This is a genomic window from uncultured Streptococcus sp., from assembly GCF_963456385.1.
Lineage (GTDB): Bacteria > Bacillota > Bacilli > Lactobacillales > Streptococcaceae > Streptococcus.
Genome location: NZ_CAUOLF010000006.1, coordinates 71,071 through 88,442, shown reverse-complemented (window position 1 = coordinate 88,442; position 17,372 = coordinate 71,071). Strand labels below are relative to the sequence as shown.

The window sequence follows — 17,372 nt, the reverse complement described above, 5'->3', positions numbered from 1 at the left end:
CCTGAGTATAAAATCTTGAAAAGGAGAAGACGTAAACGATGGCTTTGTTTTCAAAGAAGGATAAATATATCCGTATCAATCCTAATCGAGCGAGTCGGGAAAAGCCTCAAGCAAAGCCTGAGGTACCAGACGAACTCTTTTCGAAATGCCCAGGTTGTAAGCATACCATTTACCAAAAAGATCTTGGAAATGACAGTGTGTGTCCTAACTGTGGCTATAATTTCCGTATTTCTGCTCATGAGCGCTTAAACCTAACCGTAGATGAGAATAGTTTTGAGGAGATGTTCACTGGAATTGAAACCAAGGATCCTCTGAACTTCCCTAATTATCAAGAAAAATTGGCTCTTACCCGAGAGAAGACAGGCTTAGATGAGGCGGTTCTGACTGGAACAGCTAGTATCAAGGGGCATAAAACGGCTCTTGGAATCATGGATTCAAACTTTATCATGGCTTCTATGGGGACAGTTGTGGGTGAAAAGATTACCCGTCTCTTTGAGTATGCAACAGAGCATAAATTGCCGGTCGTTCTGTTTACGGCTTCTGGCGGTGCCCGCATGCAGGAGGGCATTATGAGCTTGATGCAGATGGCTAAGGTCTCTGCGGCTGTTCAGCGGCACTCTGCAGCAGGTCTCTTCTATCTGACCGTCTTGACAGATCCGACGACTGGTGGTGTTACAGCCTCTTTCGCAATGGAAGGTGATATTATTCTGGCTGAAACACAGGCTCTGGTTGGATTTGCGGGGCGTCGGGTTATTGAATCCACGGTTCGTGAGAAGCTGCCAGATGATTTTCAAAAGGCTGAATTTCTCATGGAGCATGGTTTTGTAGATGCCATCGTCAAGCGTGGGGACATGAGAGATACACTTGCTACCTTATTAGCATTCCATGGAGGTCAAGCATGACAAAAATCACTCGGATTATTAAAGAAGCGCGTGATCAGGCTCGTTTGACTGCGCTGGATTTTGCACAAGGAATTTTTGATAACTTCGTTGAGCTGCATGGAGATCGCTCTTTTCGAGATGACGGTGCGGTGATTGGAGGTATCGGGACGCTAAACGGTCAGCCTGTAACGGTGGTCGGTATTCAAAAGGGACGCAATTTGCAGGACAATCTGCGCCGAAACTTTGGACAGCCACATCCGGAAGGCTACCGTAAGGCCCTGCGCCTCATGAAGCAGGCGGAAAAATTTGGCCGTCCTGTGGTAACTTTCATCAATACGGCTGGTGCCTACCCTGGTGTCGGTGCTGAGGAGCGCGGTCAAGGGGAAGCCATTGCCCGTAACTTGATGGAAATGAGCAATCTCAAAGTACCGATTATTGCCATCATCATTGGTGAAGGTGGCTCTGGTGGGGCTTTGGCTTTAGCTGTAGCAGACAAGGTCTGGATGCTGGAAAACTCTATGTATGCAGTTCTCAGTCCAGAAGGCTTTGCTTCTATCCTCTGGAAAGACGGCAGCCGCGCTATGGAAGCGGCAGAGCTGATGAAAATTACTTCACACGAGCTCTTGCAGATGGAAGTGGTGGATAAGGTTATTCCTGAAAGAGGATTTAACAACCATGAATTACTGGCTGCAGTGAAAGAAGAAATCGCAACGGAGTTGGATAGTCTGTCTCAGCTTCCTTTGGAGCAATTATTGGAAAATCGCTACCAGCGATTCAGGAGATATTAAAAAATCGAAGCCAGAAGGCTTCTTTTTCTCGTTTCGGATTCTTATTTGGAATTGATGTGGAGCTACCTCACGAGGGAAATATATTTTAGTTTGAAAAATCGCATTATATTCTCTTTATAGGACTTATATAAAATATATATTATACAAGCCATTGATCCTATGTTAAGATAGTTTCTAATTAAAAGAAATGAGGTTTCATATGTCAGAATTTACTATCCACACGATTGAGTCCGCACCAGCTGAGGTAAAAGAAGTCCTGGAAACTGTTCAAAAAGATAATGGTGGCTACATTCCCAATCTTATCGGTCTTTTGGCCAATGCACCAACTGCCTTGGAAACGTATCGGACGGTTGGAGCCATCAATCGCCGTAACAGTCTGACACCGACTGAGCGTGAAGTAGTGCAGATTACGGCTGCAGTTACCAATGGCTGTGCTTTCTGTGTGGCGGGTCATACAGCCTTTTCAATCAAACAGATTCAAATGAATGATGATCTTTTGGAGGCTCTGCGCAATCGTACTCCGATTGATACAGATCCGAAGCTAGATACGCTTGCTAAATTTACCATTGCTGTCATTAATACTAAGGGACGGGTCGGAGACGAGGCTTTGGCAGACTTCCTAGAAGCAGGCTATACACATGAGAATGCTCTAGATGTAGTTCTGGGTGTCAGCCTTGCGACCCTTTGCAATTATGCCAATAATTTGGCCAACACGCCAATTAATCCGGAATTGCAACCTTATGCTTAGTCTTTGAGGAGGTGGCAAATGACATTTTTTTCAGAAGAGTTTATCAACTGGTTGGATAATCACGCTGACCAAATTGACAAAGAATCCTGTGCAGCGGGTAACCAACTGATTGAGCGTATCGCCGCTGAAGGAGCCTTTAGGGTTGGCGTTCCAGAAGAGCTGGGAGGCCGAGGTGGCAATGATACGGATGTGATTGAAGTGCTCAAGGAGCTGGCTCACCATTCCTTGACCGCTTCCTTTATCTCTTGGGGACAAAGGACCTTTATTGATAACATTTTAAAATCTCCTAATCCCTACTTTAGAGACCACTATTTGGAAGGGCTCCTGTCAGGGGAATATGCAGGTGCGACAGCCCTGTCCAATGCTGTCAAATTCCTGTCGGACCTAGAGGAGTTAAATGTCTCTATTGTGGAGGAAGACGGGCAGCTTTATCTCAAGGGGCGTCTGCCTTGGGTAACCAATGCTCGAGCGGATCGCTTCCTCAGTATATTTGTTGCCGGTTTCGAAGACGGGAGCCGCCAGCCTCTGGTTCTGGCTGTGCCGTCTGACGCAGAGAATTTCTCCCGTTCAGCGGATTTAGAGTTTGTATCCTTGCAAGGGGGAAATACAGCTGCCCTGACCTTTAACCATGTGCCTTTGCAAGAGAAATGGATTCTCGCTCGAGATGCCCAGACCTTTTTGGCAGAAAATCGCCCAGCTTTTCTAGGTTATCAGTTTGGTCTGGCTCTTGGCCTAGCGGAGAAATCGCTGGCGGAGGTCGAAGCTAATCTGTCAGTCCGCTCTATTTTGAGAGAGGAGTGGGAGGAGCAAGTGGCTGCTCTGACTGCGATCCAGGATCAGCTCTATAGAGGTCTTCTTCAGCCTGGTTATTTTGTTGAGCGTCCTAAGGAGCTCTTCCAGCTGCGAATTGATATAGTTGATGTGGTGGCCCAAAGTCTGCTCTTAGAGCTGCAGGCTAGTGGAGGCAGAGGATATTTGAGTAATTCGACTTCTGGCTTTATTCGCCGTTGGAACGAAGGAGCTTTTCTTCCCATTGTCTCACCGAGTGCAGTCCAGCTACGGCATATTTTAGAAGTTTCATAGAAATGATAGCAAACAAACGTTTGATTGTCATTGAAAAGGGACTTCAAGACATTACTATAAAGGAGTTGCATCGTGAACAGCAAACGACCGCCCATTCTCTTATCCGGGTTGATTCTTGGCCTATTTGGTTTAGCTAATCTTTTACTGAACTACCATTCTATCTTTTTCCACTTCTTGAATGGTCTGGCTTTGATACTTTGGCTTTATCTGACACTGGCTTTAGTGCTGTCATTTTCGTACTATCGACAGGATTTGCAAAAGGCCCCTTTCTTATCGAGCTTTGCGACTTATCCTATGGCTAGTATGCTCTTAGCTGCTTACCTAAGCAAGCTTGGCTTATTTTGGGTGAGTCAGTTGCTTTGGTACATGGCCTTGCTGCTGCATGTTTTTCTAATAGTTATCTTTACTTGGAAGAATGTGTTTAAGGCCGAAGGATTATCTTTAACCCCGAGCTGGACGGTCCTATATGTTGGATTAGCCATGGCAAGCTTGACTCAGGGTGTAGTTCATCAGCCGCTTTTGGGCTATTTGGCTTGGTTTTTTGCTCTGCTACTGAGTTTGCTTCTCTATCCCTTGTTTTACAAGGTTAGGCGGACACAAAGGCTGCCAGATACTTTAAAGCCACAGTGGGCCATTTACTGTGCGCCTTTCTCGCTCCTGCTGGGAAGTTATATCCGTCTGGCTGGTTCTGATGCTGAAGGTTGGTTTGTTGCCTTGCTGCTCCTCTTATCGCAGGCCTTTTATCTCTTGGTCCTATGTCTTTTACCTCGCATTTTCCGACTGGGGCCTCAGCTTAGCTGGTCAGCCTTGACCTTTCCTCTTGTCAATACAGCTTTTGCCCTGAAACTGGGACTTGATTATCTAGGTTGGACCTGGCTTGTTTGGCTAAGTCATGCAGAAGCTCTGCTAGCTTTCGCAATCGTCCTCTATGTTTGTTTTTACTATACAGTCTCATTGCGAGCTAGAAAGATAACAAAAAATCCGAGATGATACTCTTTGAAAATCTGTTTTTGATTTTCTCTGAGTTGATCTCGGATTTTTTAATTTTAGCAAAATAAGTCTTTGTATAGACCTAATGATACAGGTAAAGTATCAGGATGATCTGATTTTTATTTTGGCGCGATGACTTCTAATCCACCCATGTAAGGACGCAGAACCTCTGGGATAGTTACAGAACCATCTTCGTTTTGGTAATTCTCTAAGATAGCTGCCACCGTACGTCCGACAGCCAGTCCAGAACCGTTGAGAGTATGAAGGAGTTTGACCTTACCATCTGCTTCATCACGGTAGCGGATTTGAGCTCGACGAGCTTGGAAATCTTCTGTGTTAGAGCAGCTAGAGATTTCACGGTAGGTGTTTTGAGCCGGAATCCAAACTTCCAAGTCGTAGGTCTTAGCAGCTGAGAAGCCCATATCTCCAGTACAGAGTGCTACAACGCGGTAAGGCAGATTCAGCTTTTGCAGGATGTTTTCTGCGTTGGCAGTCATCTTTTCCAGCTCTTCATAAGATTCTTCTGGCTTGGCAAATTTCACCATTTCAACTTTGTGGAACTGGTGCAGACGGATTAGACCGCGCGTGTCACGACCAGCAGAACCCGCTTCAGAGCGGAATGATGGGCTCATAGCCGTGAAGTAGATTGGCAATTCTTTTCCGTCGAGAATTTCGTCTCGATAATAGTTGGTCAGTGGAACTTCAGCAGTCGGAATCAGAACGAAGTTGGTATCGCTTAGCTCAAACGTATCTTCTTTGAACTTAGGATATTGCCCAGTCCCAAACATGGAATCGTGGTTTACCATATAAGGAGTGATGACTTCAGTATAGCCTTCTTTGCCATGCTCGTCCAGCATAAAATTGTAGATGGCACGCTCAAGTCTTGCTCCCAGCCCCTTATAGAAGAGGAAGCGAGCACCAGTAACTTTTGCCCCACGTTCCCAGTCTAAGATGTCCAAATCCTCACCCAAATCCCAGTGAGCTTTGGCTTCAAAGTCAAATTGGCGCGGTGTGCCCCAGCGACGAACTTCAACGTTTTCGTCTTCATCCGCTCCGACAGGAACACTTTCGTGCGGGATATTAGGCAGAGTGGTAGTGAACTCGGTCAACTTAGCGTCTAGCTCAGCCAAGGTTGCGTCTAAGTTCTTGACTTCAGCAGAAAGTTTTTGCATAGCAGCAATCTTGTCATCAGCATTTTCTTTGTTGCGTTTAGCTTGGGCAATTTCAGCAGAAACAGTATTGCGCTCTGCCTTGAGTTCTTCGACCTTGACTAACAAATCCCGGCGTTCTTTGTCAATGGTTTTCATTTGGTTGAGTGTAGCAGCGTCAACACCTCGCGTAGCCAATTTTTCAGCGACAGAATCAAAATCTGTACGGATGCGTTTTAAATCTAACATAAGTACCTCCAAAAATAAAAAGCGCTTTATGAAACTGTTGGAGCGGCATAACCGCGGTTCCATCCAACTTCACAAAAGTGCACTTGCTTAATTATTCATTTTTAAACTAACGGTAGAATTTCCTATTTTCTTCTTATCTGCTCACAGCCACCGCAGACTTTCTGAAAAGTGCCCAATAGTACTTATCCGTTTCGACTATTATACAGGATTTTCCGGAAAATGTAAATCCCAGGATAGGAAAAATCTTGACAGAAAAAGATAACTATGTTATCTTTGAATAAAGGTAACATAGTTATCTGAAGGAGTTCTTATGGTAAAACAAACAACACGCGACCGTATGATTGAGAAGGCAAGCCAGCTTATCAGAGAGTATGGCTATCAGAATATCCCCTTGAGAAAACTGGCATCTCTGCTGGGGGTTACGACTGGTGCTTTTTACAAGGCTTTTGAGAATAAGGAGGAACTTTACTATCAGGTCTGTCTTTTGGAAAACCAGAGGCAGATTAAACGTTTAGAGGAACAGTATTTATACGGAGTGTCTAATCCTTTGGATTGCATTTGGCAGATAGGACTCTTTCTTTTATCAGAATATGAGACCAACAGTCGGATGATGGATTTTCTCTTTTTCAGTCCTGTGACGATAGAGGCTTACCGGAAAGGTGAGCTTCTGGAAATCGGGAACAAGACGGTGGCTTATCTGGATAGGCTGCCTATTGAGAGTCAGAAAGAGAAAAAGATTCTCTTGCTCAAGCTGGACACTTTCATCACAGGCTATGGTCATTTTATTGCCAAAGGCTTGGAGCCTTTTGATGAGGAAGTCTATCGCTCAATGTTCAATGATTTACTAGGAGGTTACAAATATGAGTAAAAATCTCATTGTTTATGCACATCCCTATGATAAAAGCTTTAACCATGCTATTTTAGAGCAGGTTCAGGACTTATTGGAGAAGAAAGGTCAGACCTATGAACTGATTGATCTCTATGAGGATGGTTTTAATCCAGTCTATACCAAGGAAGAGCTAGCGCTTTTTAATAAAGGGCAGGCACTAGACCCGCTGGTTTTAAAATATCAGGAAGCTCTTGCGTCCTGTGACCGCCTTATCATGATTTTTCCTATCTGGTGGGCGGATATGCCAGCTATTGTCAAGGGCTTTGAAGATAAGGTCTTTTTGAAAAATAAGATTTACGAGGAGACGAAAACTCGCCAGTTAGTTGGTCGTCTGACCAATATTAAAGAGGTATTGGCTATTACTACCTCTGCAGCACCGACCTTCTATCTTAAATATTTCTGTGGTGATGTCGTCAAGAAAGCCATGTTGGGCCATACCTTTAAGTCTATCGGTGCTAGACAGCGCCGTTGGTTGAACTTCGGGAATATTTCTCAGTCTACAGCTGAAAAACGGCAGGCTTTCTTAGAAAAATTAGCAGAAAAGATTTGAAGAGGTAGCTATCATGATTTGTTTTAGAAGAGCAGATGAAAGGGATCTTGCTGCTGCGGTCTCGGTTTTAACTGCTGCTTTTGCTGAGCATGAGGTCTATAGAGAAAAATTCCGCCCTCTCTTTGGCAGCAGCCAGTCTTACATTGATTTTCTAAATAGATTGCATGCAGTTATGGTTAAGGCAGCGATGCGTCATCATATTTGTCTGCTTGCTGAAGTGGATGGGCGTCTTATGGCGGTCGCTACCATTCATAAGCTCGGTAATCATCCTGTCGGTATGCTTTCCTTTTTGCGGGCAGGAGCATGGAGGATGTGGAAATATATTCCTCAGCTTTTAGCTTTTCAAAAAGTCTTTGGGGAGGGCAGTAAAGAAGCTAAGAAAAGGAGTGTTTCAACTCTTTATCTTGAACTACTGGGTGTGCTGCCTGATTATCAAGGGCAGGGAGTTGGCGGTCTTTTTATCTCAAAGGGGCTTGAGTTGCTTGCAAAAGAAGAGAAATGCCAGCGGATTACTTTGATTACTCATACAGAAAGCAACTGTCGTTTTTACAAAAAGAACGGATTTAAACAACTAGATGTCCGTGATGTTGAAGGTGTCAAGACATGGACTTTCGAGAAAAATTTAGCTGATGTTTATCCTTTTTGAAAATCTAATGATACGGTCTTGCATTGATAATGTTAGCTTACCCCACCCTATCATTTCAAGGGGCTGAAATAGTGCATTCTCAGATTATTTCACTTTCCAATTTTTTGTGCTAGCTCCATCTTGCTGATACAAGCAGCTTTTATCTTAGTCGAAAATATAAAAAATAAGGTTGAAACTTTTTCAACCCTATTTTTTCTTCTTAAAGATTTCAGCAATTTTCTGTAACAGAGTCGGCAATCTAACAACCTTGTCGTTGCCGATATGCTCCCGCGCAATTTTGAGAATCTTGCCAGAGTCTTTGGAGGCAAAGAGAAACTTTCCTTTATCAGTCCAGATTTCAAAATGGCGGCTGACTTTCTTGCCAGAAACATTGGCACCGATAGCAGTGATGCTAGTCCAAGGCAGCTGGATATAGTCTTCTACATTGGCATCAGCGTAAAACTCCAGAGCTGTCTCGCCGATTAAAAATTTCCCAACCTTTCCGCCTAATCCAAGATAGGATACGCCAGTGGTATTAAACTCAACTGTTTTGTTTTGTGACTGTGCCATAGAGTAACTCCCTTTTAAATAATATAGCTATTATACCACAATAAAAAGAAGGCCGAAACCTTCTTTTTGATTACATCAAACCAGCAACGTGAGCTAGTACACCAACTACAAAGAGGGCGATGATGATAGTGATAGGGGATACTTTCTTCTTAAGCAACCACATGCAGAGGAAAGTCAGAATCAATCCCATTAAACCTGGAATCAAAGAGTCTAAGTTTTGTTGGAAAGTTGTGACCTTTTCAGGAGTTTGAGAAGCCCCCTCAGCTACTTGTTTAAAAGCACTGTGTATTCCATTATTAATAGACGATTGGAAATTTGTTATTTCCTCAGGAGATAGTCCTTTGCCTCCGCTCAATTTGTCAGTCAATTCTTTACTAAAGGAAACAAGCTTATCCCAATGAATATAGGCTTTGTCTTCTAACTTGACAGATGATACGTTAAAGATAAATTTAATAGATACCCATTGTTTGATAAGAACACCAATAATAAACATACCTAAAATCGATGCACCTTTAGTAATATCTTGGAGAATTCCTCCAGAAAGATCCTTAGTGATTTCTGAACCAGCCTTGTATCCCAATTCTTGTGTGTACCACAAGAAAGCCATCCGGATAGCATTCCAAGCTAGGAAGAAGATAACAGGGCCAAGAATATTTCCTGTTAAAGCAAGAGATGCTCCCAGAGCTCCAAGAATAGGACGAACTGTAAACCAGAAGACAGGGTCTCCGATACCAGCCAGAGGTCCCATCATACCAATTTTAACCCCTTGGATAGCTACATCGTCAATTTCAACTCCATTAGCCTTTTCTTCTTCTAATGCTAAGGTTACGCCTAGAATTGGAGCTGCAACATATGGGTGAGTATTGAAGAATTCCAAGTGACGTTCAAGAGCAGCAGCTTGATCTTCTTTTTTAGTGTAGAGTTTTTTGATGGCAGGAATAAGCGCATATGCCCAACCCAAGTTTTGCATCCGTTCATAGTTCCAAGAACCTTGCAAGAAAGTAGAACGCCACCAAACTTTTTGACGGTCAGCCTTTGAAAGAGTCAATTTTCCTGACTCATCAGGTTTTACAGTATTTAATTCTGTCATGATAGTGTATCTCCTTTCTTAATAATCTTCTAGGATATCACCGATTGGGTCATTAGAAGTAGTTGCTCCACCGCCACCATTTCCTCCTTTTTTAGAGAGGTTGATGTAGATAAGAGCTAAAGCTACTCCAATTGCTCCAAATGCGATTAAAGTCAGTTGACTTACAGCGGCGAGAGCAAAACCTATAGCAAAGAAAGGCCACACTTCGCGACTAGCCATCATATTAAGAACCATTGCGTAACCGACAGCCACGACCATTCCTCCACCAATTTCCATACCTTTTGATAACCATTCAGGCATTAATCCTAAGTAATGTTGAACAGTTTGAGCAGGAATAGCTAGTAGGAGGATTGCAGGGACTGCAATGCGAATACCTTGAAGAAAGAGAGCTGTGAAGTGGGCGCGTTCAACGGCTTTGAAGTTCCCTTTTTTAGCTGCAGCGTCTGCCCCGTGAACTAACCCAACTGAAATTGTACGAACAATCATAGTCAAGAAGAGTCCAGCAACACCAAGTGTTACAGCTAATCCTTGAACAACTCCAAGGCGCTCTGGAGTAAATTCACCACCTTTGATAAAGATAATTGCAGCGGCAACAGAAGCGAGGGCAGCATCAGGTGCTACAGCAGCTCCGATATTAGCCCAGCCAAGAGCAATCAGCTGGAGAGAGCCGCCCAGCATAACACCGGCAGCCAAATTACCAGTTACCAGTCCAATCAAGGTACAAGCAACCAGTGGTTGGTGGAATTGGAATTGGTCCAAGATACCTTCTAGACCAGCTAAGAAGGCAACAAAGACTACTAAAACCATAGAAATAATAGACATGTTCTAAATCCTTTCGTAAATTAATAAAAGCAAAACGTTTGATTCTACTGCACGTTGGCTTTCTTAATCAAATCAAACAAATCTTTTTTAGAGTCATTTGGTACTTTACGTACGTCGAATTCAACGCCAAGGTCACGCAGCTTTTCATAAGTAGCAACGTCTTCCTTGTCCATTGAAAGTACGTTGTTGACCATTGTTTTACCAGTTGAGTGAGCCATGGAACCAACATTAAGGGTCTTGATTGGCACACCGCCTTCAACAGCACGAAGGGCGTCTTGAGGAGTTTCAAACAGAATCAAGGCATGTGTATTGCCAAAGCGAGGGTCTTTTGAAACAGCAATCAATTTGTCGATTGGGACTACATTGGCTTTGACATTACCTGGTGCAGCCTGCTTAATCAATTCTTTACGAAGTTCATCTTGAGCTACTGAGTCAGAAGCAACGATAATACGGTCTGCTTTTGAATCTGGCGTCCAAGCTGTTGCTACCTGACCGTGTAGCAAGCGTGTGTCGATCCGGGCAAGGTTGATTTTGAGCTTGCCGTCACCGATTACAGTCCCTTCAGGGATTGCTGCTTGGGCAACTGGAGCAGCTGCAGCAGGAGCATTTGCTTCTTCAGCAGCAGGGTTCAGCTCTTCAGGCAGAGCTTTGACTCCTTCCTTGGCTTCTTTGATGATGTTAGCAACAACAGCTTCAACGCCGGCATTGGCATCCATCATCCTTTCTGTATAAGCTTGAATCAGCATAGGCAGGTTCAAGCCTGTAATGATAGCGAACTTGCGGTCTGGATTTTCACCCATGACACGGCTAGCTTGGTTGAATGGAGAGCCACTCCAAAGGTCAGCCAAGACCAACACTTCATCGTCCGCATCAAACGAAGCCACAGCGTCATTGAACTTTGCATAGAGATCATCTGGTCCTTCGTTGGGCATGAAAGTTACAACTTGTACTTTTTCCTGCTCACCGAAAATCATAGAACCTGATTGATGAATACCAGCAGCAAATTCACCGTGGCTAGCAATAATGATTCCGATACTCATTATTGACATTCCTCCTTATAAAATGTTTGACTTAAGTTTTAAGAAAACTTTAAGGCAAGTTTATTATAAAACGTTTTCATGAAAAATGCAAGCGTTTGTTCCTAAAAACGACTTTTTCTTTCAAAAATGTCAGTATTTGCTGAAACCCTGATAAATATAGGTATAAGCAAACCTTAGCTATAGAAATGTTTTAATAAATTAGGAAAACGGAAAATACAATAGGTCAATATATGAAAAAATGTTGAAATAATATGAAAAAGACTTTTGAAATGAAAGAAAAGAATCGTGTTTGAGAAAGTGTTTATTTATCAAAAAAGAAAGGGGAGGACCAAAGACAAAAAATCGCATTTTATGTCTTTAGTCTCCCTCTATAATGGCAAAAGTTTCTAAATAATATTAAGCCTGTCCATCATAAGTTTCCAAGAGTTTAGTAAATGTTGGGACTGAAATGCTTTAAAGTATTAGTGTGTGAAGTCAAGTACCATACGTCCCTGAATAGTACCTGCTTCCATTTCGTCAAAGACATCCACAGCATCTGAAACAGGGCGTTTTTGAACGACAGGAACCACTAATCCTTCTGCACCAAGCTGGAAGGCTTCTTCCAAGTCCTTGCGAGTACCCACGAGGGAGCCGATGACTTGGATACCATCTAGAACAGTTTTGACAATACTGAGGTCCATCATTTCAGATGGCAGTCCAACTGCAACTACCCGACCGCCAGCACGAACAGAATCAACAGCTTGGTTGAAGGCAACTTTAGAAACAGCTGTTACTACGGCAGAATGCGCACCGCCGGTTTTTTCTTGGATAAGAGCAGCAACATCTTCAACTTCATGGCCGTTGATGACGATATCAGCACCAACTTCTTTGGCCAAAGCTAGTTTGTCATTGTTGATATCAACAGCGACAACATGGGCATTAAAGACTTTCTTGGCATATTGAACCGCTAGGTTACCCAATCCACCTGCTCCAAAGATTACTGTCCATTGGCATGGCTGCAGCTGGGCTTCTTTGATGGCCTTGTAGGTAGTTACACCGGCACAGGTGATAGAAGAAGCTTGGGCAGGATCCAGTCCTTCTGGAACTTTGACAGCATAGTCGGCTGTTACAATACATTGCTCTGCCATCCCACCGTCAACAGAATAACCAGCATTTTTTACTGTACGGCAAAGGGTTTCGCGTCCAGTTGTACAGTATTCACAAGCGCCGCAGCCTTCAAAGAACCAAGCGACACTGACGCGGTCTCCGACTGTGAGACTTTTTACATCTGGAGCGATTTCTTTGACAATACCGATACCTTCATGCCCAAGAACGCGACCCGGTACCTTACCAAAGTCACCATGTGCGACGTGCAAATCAGTATGGCAGACACCACAGTATTCGATATCAACGAGAGCTTCCCCTGTTTCAAGAGGACGAAGTTCCTTATTTTCGATGAGTTGGACAGCGGTTCCTTCTGGATTTACAACAACTGCTTTCATAAGTAGTTTCCTCCTGTTATTTAGTTTTCGATTATGTTAATTATATCACAAACTCAAACAAATGGCAAACGCTCACAAATATAAGCGTAAATTTGCTATAATATTCTTGTATAACTGATAAGCTTCTATTTTTAAAGCTTTTTGAGCCTGAAGAGGCTCTAGAGAATACAAAAATAAAAGACAAACTCTCAAACAGAGTTTGCCTAATTGTCTAGTTTTATAAAAAAAGTTTGTTGAGCTCGTGGGCGACACCATCTTGGTCGTTAGTCAGAGATAATTGCTGGTCGGCGTAGGGCAGCAGGTCAGTATTGGCATTTTTCATGGCATAGCCAGTACCAGCAAAGGACAGCATCTCAGTATCATTTTGCTCATCGCCAAAGGCAATCAAATTTTTACGATCTACATTGAGAACATTAAGCAGGTATTGAAGGGCGAAGGCCTTATTGACCCCTTTTGGAGCACACTCGAGAATGTTGAGCGGTCCGCCCCAAGAGTTGATGGCAAGTTCATGCTGGTAAAAAGCATTCATTTCCTCTGCCAGAGCATATTTATCAGCTGCTCGCGTCTGCAGGAGAATGGCGTTAGGATTCTCCGTTACCAAGTTGGCTTGAAACTGATTTTCAGGCTTAAAAGCATCGATGCCAAATAGCTTGGGATCAGCAATTTCTTCATTGGGATTGGTGATGTAGAACTTATTGCGGTATTCGCCGGCAATGAAATCCGCTTCAATCTCATCCCTACGCTTAACCATATCCAGCAGAAAGGACTTGTCCAGCGTCAGCGATTTTTCAAAGTCCCATTTCTTTTCTGGAATGTGAGTCAAAGAGCCATTGAAGTTGATCATGGGCGTATTGAGCTCTAATTCTTTATAATATTTCAAAGCCATTCGGTAGGGCCGTCCTGTTGTGATAATGACCTTGTGGCCCTTTTGGGAAATTTTTTTGATAGTTTCTTTAGTGAAGTCCGACAGATTGCTGTTAGAATCCAGCAAGGTGCCGTCCAAGTCCACAGCGATTACTTTTTTTGTCATGTGAGTCTCTTTTCAGTGATAATACAGACTATTATAACAGAATTCAGTGTAAATAACACGACTTATGTTATAATGGTGCTCTAATCAGTCACAATTATGACACACCAAGGAGGAGCTTTTCGTATGCGTAAACCGATCATGATTCATGCTCTTTTTCTGATAATTGCCTTTTTTATCTATATCCAATCTCTAAATGGCGGTCCGACCTATCTCATTTGGAATATGACCTTGGCCTTAATCAGCTATGATGTAGCTGTCTTGACACTTTTATTCAAGAAACAGAAATGGATCTATCCTCTTCTTTTCCTCTTGTGGTTGCTTTTCTTCCCCAACACTTTCTATATGATTACAGATTTGATTCACATGACTTGGGTGGCAGATGTTCTGAGTAAGCCAAGTGTTTTCATGCTCTTTTTAGCTTTTGTTTCCAGTATTTTATTCGCGATTTTCTGTGGGATGGAGAGCTGGTATGTCATCAAGGAAGGCTGGAAGCTTAACTGGTATTTGGACTTGTTGCTGACGGCAGCTCTGTCGGCTGTGTCCAGTCTGGCTATCTACATAGGACGTTATGATCGCCTCAATAGCTGGGATTTATTGCTTCATCCTCAGATGGTTCTACAGAAGCTCTTGCAAACTTTGCAGCCTGATCGACTGCCTTTCATTCTTGGTTTTACTTTTTTGCAGTTTATGAGTTTGGTATTTCTGATGAGAGATAATAAAAAATAAGAAAAGCGAGACATTCATCTTGAAAAAGTGAATGTTTTTTATTATAATTTAAAATATCGTTCGCAAATAAACAGATTTAAATCTGTTTTTCTTTGTTATTGAACTAGATATTAGAAATTTTACTCAAAAGGAGATTTGTTGAAAAATGGATAAATTTTTCAAACTGACCGAAAAAGGGACAGATGTCCGGACAGAGGTTTTGGCTGGTCTGACGACTTTCTTTGCTATGTCCTACATTTTATTTGTCAATCCGGCTATGCTGGCTCAGACAGGTATGCCCAAACAGGGTGTTTTCCTAGCTACGATTATCGGGGCTGTTGCAGGTACCTTGATGATGGCTTTCTTTGCCAATCTGCCTTATGCGCAGGCACCGGGCATGGGGTTGAATGCCTTTTTCACTTTTACGGTCGTCTTTGCCTTGGGCTACACTTGGCAGGAAGCCTTGGCTATGGTCTTTATCTGTGGGATTATTTCGCTCATTATCACTCTGACCAAGGTGCGTAAGATGATCATTGAGTCAATTCCAGGCTCCTTGCGCGCAGCTATTTCAGCAGGGATCGGGGTCTTTCTGGCCTATGTAGGTATTAAAAATGCTGGCTTGCTAAAGTTTTCAATCGATCCAGGCAATTATACAGTAGCTGGTAAGGGAGCAGATAAGGCTGCAGCGGCTATCACGGCTAATTCGGCAGCAACTCCCGGTCTGGTAGACTTTAACAATCCAGCTGTCATCGTAGCCCTAGTCGGTCTTGCTATCACAATCTTCTTTATCGTGAAAAATATCAAGGGTGGTGTTATCCTATCTATTCTGGTCACGACAGTGGTAGCTATTCTGGTTGGCTTGGTTGATTTGTCAGCAATTGACTTTGGGCAGAATAACATTGGCACTGCTGTCAGTGAATTGGGGCAGATTTTTGGGGTGGCAGTAGGTCCGAAAGGTCTGGGTGCCCTCTTAGCAGATTCGGGTCGCTGGCCTCAGACTTTTATGGCCATTCTGGCTTTCTCCTTGACAGATATTTTTGATACCATTGGTACCTTGATTGGTACAGGTGAAAAGGTCGGGATTGTGGCGACTTCTGGGGAAAACCATGAATCAGAAGGCTTGGATAAGGCGCTTTACTCGGACCTCATCGGAACCTCTATTGGCGCCATTGCTGGAACCTCTAACGTGACGACTTATGTGGAGTCTGCAGCTGGTATCGGAGCTGGCGGCCGAACAGGTCTGACAGCCTTGGTCGTAGCCATCTGTTTTGCGGTGTCAAGTTTCTTTAGCCCTCTTTTAGCCATTGTTCCCAACGCTGCAACTGCACCGATTTTGATTATTGTTGGGATTATGATGCTGGCTAGTCTGAAAAATATCCATTGGGATGATATGGCGGAGGCCATTCCAGCTTTCTTTACTTCTATTTTTATGGGATTTGCCTATTCTATCACTCACGGGATAGCAGCTGGATTTATTACCTACACCTTGGTCAAAATCTTCAAAGGTCAAGCTAAGGATGTGCATTCTATGATTTGGATTTTGGATCTTCTCTTTATTTTGAATTTCGTAAATCTTGCTTTAAATTAGGTCTAAACATTGCTGGATTTCATAGATTTTAGTACCCTTTGTATAGGATATGTTTTTGGTATAAAAAATCAGCTTTTCCTGGCTGATTTTTCTTTTGCAAAATTAAGCAGAAAAAAATTTTTTCTGGTATAATAAGAGAATGTTTAGTCATAATGAGGAAGAATTAATCCAGTGGGGTCAGCGTCTGGGCACATTGCTCCAGGCAGGGGACGTACTGGTTTTAACGGGAGATTTAGGAGCAGGGAAGACAACCTTTACTAAGGGTCTGGCTCTAGGTTTGGGTATCAGTCAGATGATTAAAAGTCCAACCTATACCATTGTTCGGGAATACGAGGGTCGCTTGCCACTCTATCATCTGGATGTCTACCGCATCGGAGACGATCCAGACTCCATAGATTTGGATGACTTTCTCTTCGGGGAAGGCGTGACGGTCATTGAATGGGGAGAGCTGCTGGGAGAAAATCTGCCTGAAGACTATCTCAAATTAAGCTTCTTGAAAAAGGAAGATGGGCGTGAATTGGTTTTTGAAGCCAAAGGAAAGCGAGCCCAAGAGTTGTTTGAGGAACTGCAGAATGACTGAATATGAATTATGCTTGCGTGAAGCGGAAAAAACAGATGCTGCTGAGCTGATTGCCTTCCTCAATCAGGTCGGGTCTGAGTCAGATTATATGACGCTGGATGAGGCTGGAATTTTGATGAATCAAGAGGAGATGGCTTCATTCATTGAGCATCAGTCTGCTTCTAGTAATCAGCTTTATCTGTTGGCGCTTTTAAATGGTGAGATTGCTGGCCTAGTCAGCATCACAGCTGATTTCCATGAGCGAATTCGCCATATTGGTCAAGTCTTTATTGTAGTGAGGAAAGCTTTCTGGAACCAAGGACTGGGACGCATACTGCTGGAAGAGGCACTGACTTGGGCAGAAGATTCTCAGGATATTAGACGTTTGGAATTGAGCGTTCAGGTTAGAAATGAACGAGCAGTTCACCTTTATAAAGATTTAGGATTTGAAATTGAAGGCTTACAAAAAAGAGGAGCCTATTTAAAAGAAGGGATGTTTCTTGATGTTTACCTGATGGGGAAACTGATAGACTAAA

The 17,372-nt window shown here is 43.2% G+C and carries 19 protein-coding genes; 12 read left to right on the top strand and 7 right to left on the bottom strand.

The window, feature by feature from the left end; all coding sequences use genetic code 11:
• Positions 1-38: 38 nt before the first annotated feature.
• From accD to RP262_RS03770, 5 genes are all read left to right on the top strand, one after another.
• Positions 39-902, top strand: a complete 864-nt coding sequence (gene accD / locus RP262_RS03790; protein WP_002901174.1) for an acetyl-CoA carboxylase, carboxyltransferase subunit beta — start codon at positions 39-41, stop codon at positions 900-902.
• A complete protein-coding gene (locus tag RP262_RS03785; protein ID WP_009659018.1) occupies positions 899-1,669 on the top strand; it encodes an acetyl-CoA carboxylase carboxyl transferase subunit alpha in 771 nt (256 codons plus the stop codon). The genes accD and RP262_RS03785 overlap by 4 nt, the downstream gene beginning before the upstream one ends.
• A gap of 199 nt (positions 1,670-1,868) precedes the next feature.
• Positions 1,869-2,417 (top strand): carboxymuconolactone decarboxylase family protein, encoded by a 549-nt coding sequence (locus RP262_RS03780; protein WP_009659051.1) that lies wholly within the window; start codon positions 1,869-1,871, stop codon positions 2,415-2,417.
• 18 nt (positions 2,418-2,435) lie between these two features.
• Positions 2,436-3,500 carry an acyl-CoA dehydrogenase family protein gene (locus tag RP262_RS03775; protein WP_049540993.1) on the top strand — a complete coding sequence of 355 codons (1,065 nt, stop codon included), beginning with the start codon at positions 2,436-2,438 and terminating at the stop codon, positions 3,498-3,500.
• A gap of 72 nt (positions 3,501-3,572) precedes the next feature.
• Positions 3,573-4,490, top strand: a complete 918-nt coding sequence (locus tag RP262_RS03770) for a TDT family transporter (protein ID WP_009659049.1) — start codon at positions 3,573-3,575, stop codon at positions 4,488-4,490.
• A 119-nt stretch (positions 4,491-4,609) separates the two neighbouring features.
• Here the strand turns inward: RP262_RS03770 and serS are convergent, their stop codons facing one another.
• Positions 4,610-5,887 carry a serine--tRNA ligase gene (serS, locus tag RP262_RS03765; RefSeq protein WP_125402562.1) on the bottom strand — a complete coding sequence of 426 codons (1,278 nt, stop codon included), beginning with the start codon at positions 5,885-5,887 and terminating at the stop codon, positions 4,610-4,612.
• Positions 5,888-6,197: 310 nt separating this feature from the next.
• Here serS and RP262_RS03760 point away from each other — a divergent pair, with 310 nt between their 5' ends.
• From RP262_RS03760 to RP262_RS03750, 3 genes are read left to right on the top strand one after another with little or no spacing between them, the layout of a single operon-like run.
• Complete coding sequence (locus tag RP262_RS03760; RefSeq protein ID WP_311154367.1) at positions 6,198-6,755, top strand: TetR/AcrR family transcriptional regulator; 558 nt, start codon at positions 6,198-6,200, stop codon at positions 6,753-6,755.
• Positions 6,748-7,326: an NAD(P)H-dependent oxidoreductase gene (locus tag RP262_RS03755; protein WP_002916366.1), complete on the top strand. Its 579-nt coding sequence runs from the start codon at positions 6,748-6,750 to the stop codon at positions 7,324-7,326. The genes RP262_RS03760 and RP262_RS03755 overlap by 8 nt, the downstream gene beginning before the upstream one ends.
• Before the next feature lie 13 nt (positions 7,327-7,339).
• Entirely contained in the window at positions 7,340-7,972 is a 633-nt protein-coding gene (locus tag RP262_RS03750; protein ID WP_311154366.1) for a GNAT family N-acetyltransferase, read from the top strand.
• Positions 7,973-8,158: 186 nt separating this feature from the next.
• Here RP262_RS03750 and RP262_RS03745 read toward each other — a convergent pair whose 3' ends face one another.
• From RP262_RS03745 to RP262_RS03720, 6 genes are all read right to left on the bottom strand, one after another.
• Entirely contained in the window at positions 8,159-8,521 is a 363-nt protein-coding gene (locus RP262_RS03745) for a DUF956 family protein (protein WP_002908107.1), read from the bottom strand.
• Positions 8,522-8,591: 70 nt separating this feature from the next.
• A complete protein-coding gene (locus tag RP262_RS03740; protein WP_311154365.1) occupies positions 8,592-9,611 on the bottom strand; it encodes a PTS system mannose/fructose/sorbose family transporter subunit IID in 1,020 nt (339 codons plus the stop codon).
• An 18-nt stretch (positions 9,612-9,629) separates the two neighbouring features.
• Positions 9,630-10,433, bottom strand: coding sequence for a PTS mannose/fructose/sorbose transporter subunit IIC (locus RP262_RS03735; protein WP_002908109.1), 804 nt, complete (start codon positions 10,431-10,433; stop codon positions 9,630-9,632).
• Positions 10,434-10,477: 44 nt separating this feature from the next.
• Positions 10,478-11,473 (bottom strand): PTS sugar transporter subunit IIB, encoded by a 996-nt coding sequence (locus RP262_RS03730; RefSeq protein ID WP_002893577.1) that lies wholly within the window; start codon positions 11,471-11,473, stop codon positions 10,478-10,480.
• A 461-nt stretch (positions 11,474-11,934) separates the two neighbouring features.
• The gene (gene adhP / locus RP262_RS03725) at positions 11,935-12,954 is read right to left on the bottom strand and encodes an alcohol dehydrogenase AdhP (protein ID WP_311154364.1); all 1,020 of its coding nucleotides are present in this window, start codon (positions 12,952-12,954) and stop codon (positions 11,935-11,937) included.
• 217 nt (positions 12,955-13,171) lie between these two features.
• Positions 13,172-13,984, bottom strand: a complete 813-nt coding sequence (locus RP262_RS03720) for a Cof-type HAD-IIB family hydrolase (RefSeq protein WP_002908111.1) — start codon at positions 13,982-13,984, stop codon at positions 13,172-13,174.
• A gap of 96 nt (positions 13,985-14,080) precedes the next feature.
• Between RP262_RS03720 and RP262_RS03715 the strand changes: the two genes are divergently transcribed.
• The 4 genes from RP262_RS03715 (at position 14,081) to RP262_RS03700 (ending at position 17,371) form a co-directional block, all read left to right on the top strand.
• Complete coding sequence (locus RP262_RS03715) at positions 14,081-14,710, top strand: DUF1361 domain-containing protein (protein WP_083842606.1); 630 nt, start codon at positions 14,081-14,083, stop codon at positions 14,708-14,710.
• 145 nt (positions 14,711-14,855) lie between these two features.
• Positions 14,856-16,277 (top strand): NCS2 family permease, encoded by a 1,422-nt coding sequence (locus RP262_RS03710; protein ID WP_311154363.1) that lies wholly within the window; start codon positions 14,856-14,858, stop codon positions 16,275-16,277.
• 139 nt (positions 16,278-16,416) lie between these two features.
• A complete protein-coding gene (gene tsaE, locus RP262_RS03705) occupies positions 16,417-16,857 on the top strand; it encodes a tRNA (adenosine(37)-N6)-threonylcarbamoyltransferase complex ATPase subunit type 1 TsaE (RefSeq protein WP_125378667.1) in 441 nt (146 codons plus the stop codon).
• A complete protein-coding gene (locus tag RP262_RS03700) occupies positions 16,850-17,371 on the top strand; it encodes a GNAT family N-acetyltransferase (protein WP_311154362.1) in 522 nt (173 codons plus the stop codon). Before tsaE ends, RP262_RS03700 begins: the two co-directional genes overlap by 8 nt.
• Position 17,372: the final 1 nt, after the last annotated feature.

Bases quoted from the DNA above. Each gene is read 5' to 3' on its own strand.
- accD (WP_002901174.1), top strand. From the start codon at position 39: ATGGCTTTGTTTTCAAAGAAGGATAAATATATCCGTATCAATCCTAAT.
- RP262_RS03785 (WP_009659018.1), top strand. From the start codon at position 899: ATGACAAAAATCACTCGGATTATTAAAGAAGCGCGTGATCAGGCTCGT.
- RP262_RS03780 (WP_009659051.1), top strand. From the start codon at position 1,869: ATGTCAGAATTTACTATCCACACGATTGAGTCCGCACCAGCTGAGGTA.
- RP262_RS03775 (WP_049540993.1), top strand. From the start codon at position 2,436: ATGACATTTTTTTCAGAAGAGTTTATCAACTGGTTGGATAATCACGCT.
- serS (WP_125402562.1), bottom strand. From the start codon at position 5,887: ATGTTAGATTTAAAACGCATCCGTACAGATTTTGATTCTGTCGCTGAA.
- RP262_RS03760 (WP_311154367.1), top strand. From the start codon at position 6,198: ATGGTAAAACAAACAACACGCGACCGTATGATTGAGAAGGCAAGCCAG.
- RP262_RS03755 (WP_002916366.1), top strand. From the start codon at position 6,748: ATGAGTAAAAATCTCATTGTTTATGCACATCCCTATGATAAAAGCTTT.
- RP262_RS03750 (WP_311154366.1), top strand. From the start codon at position 7,340: ATGATTTGTTTTAGAAGAGCAGATGAAAGGGATCTTGCTGCTGCGGTC.
- RP262_RS03745 (WP_002908107.1), bottom strand. From the start codon at position 8,521: ATGGCACAGTCACAAAACAAAACAGTTGAGTTTAATACCACTGGCGTA.
- RP262_RS03740 (WP_311154365.1), bottom strand. From the start codon at position 9,611: ATGACAGAATTAAATACTGTAAAACCTGATGAGTCAGGAAAATTGACT.
- RP262_RS03735 (WP_002908109.1), bottom strand. From the start codon at position 10,433: ATGTCTATTATTTCTATGGTTTTAGTAGTCTTTGTTGCCTTCTTAGCT.
- RP262_RS03730 (WP_002893577.1), bottom strand. From the start codon at position 11,473: ATGAGTATCGGAATCATTATTGCTAGCCACGGTGAATTTGCTGCTGGT.
- adhP (WP_311154364.1), bottom strand. From the start codon at position 12,954: ATGAAAGCAGTTGTTGTAAATCCAGAAGGAACCGCTGTCCAACTCATC.
- RP262_RS03720 (WP_002908111.1), bottom strand. From the start codon at position 13,984: ATGACAAAAAAAGTAATCGCTGTGGACTTGGACGGCACCTTGCTGGAT.
- RP262_RS03715 (WP_083842606.1), top strand. From the start codon at position 14,081: ATGACACACCAAGGAGGAGCTTTTCGTATGCGTAAACCGATCATGATT.
- RP262_RS03710 (WP_311154363.1), top strand. From the start codon at position 14,856: ATGGATAAATTTTTCAAACTGACCGAAAAAGGGACAGATGTCCGGACA.
- tsaE (WP_125378667.1), top strand. From the start codon at position 16,417: ATGTTTAGTCATAATGAGGAAGAATTAATCCAGTGGGGTCAGCGTCTG.
- RP262_RS03700 (WP_311154362.1), top strand. From the start codon at position 16,850: ATGACTGAATATGAATTATGCTTGCGTGAAGCGGAAAAAACAGATGCT.